Source organism: Bartonella vinsonii subsp. berkhoffii ATCC 51672 (assembly GCF_902825225.1).
In the GTDB taxonomy this organism is placed as follows: Bacteria; Pseudomonadota; Alphaproteobacteria; order Rhizobiales; family Rhizobiaceae; genus Bartonella; species Bartonella berkhoffii.
In genome coordinates this window covers 1-625 of sequence record NZ_CADEAK010000097.1, presented here as the reverse complement: position 1 = coordinate 625, position 625 = coordinate 1, and the positions used below count along the sequence as shown (strand labels likewise).

Genomic DNA, 625 nt, shown 5'->3' with positions numbered 1-625 from the left:
AGTGCAACAAAATGTCCCTATGGACATTTCAATTCACATGCGGGCGTTCATGGTAGAGACCATCCACGTTTGGTCACCGACCTTGAACGAGAAATAGAAACGCAATATCATAAAATAGGTCCACGTCATATTACAAGTATCTTTATTGGTGGGGGTACACCCTCTCTTATGACCCCTCAAACTGTTGATGCTTTATTGCAAGCACTTGCAAAAAAGTGGACGGTCGATGATAAAGTTGAAATCACACTGGAAGCCAACCCATCAAGTGTAGAAGCAGCACGCTTTCGCGAATACAAAGCGGCAAGAGTTAACCGCTTATCCTTGAGTGTACAAGCACTCAATTACAAGGCACTACGACAACTTGGCCGTTTCCATGATATAAAACAGGCTCGTCACGCTATTGCTTTGGCGCGGAAAATCTTTCCACGTTTATCCTTTGATCTCATTTATGCCCGCCCCGAGCAAACACTCGAGCAATGGAAAGATGAACTTTTTCAAGCCATTGACTTGGCAGCAGATCATCTTTCTCTTTACCAACTGACTATCGAAGAAGGAACAGCTTTTAAACCGCTTCATGCCGCAGGAAGGCTTACCCTCCCCGCTTCAGAACTCGCAGCAGACCTGT

1 protein-coding gene is annotated in these 625 nt (G+C 45.3%); it reads left to right on the top strand.

The window, feature by feature from the left end; translation table 11 throughout:
* Positions 1-625, top strand: a 625-nt coding sequence (locus tag J7R10_RS08425; protein WP_208436460.1) for a coproporphyrinogen-III oxidase family protein, incomplete at both ends; no start/stop codon positions are given.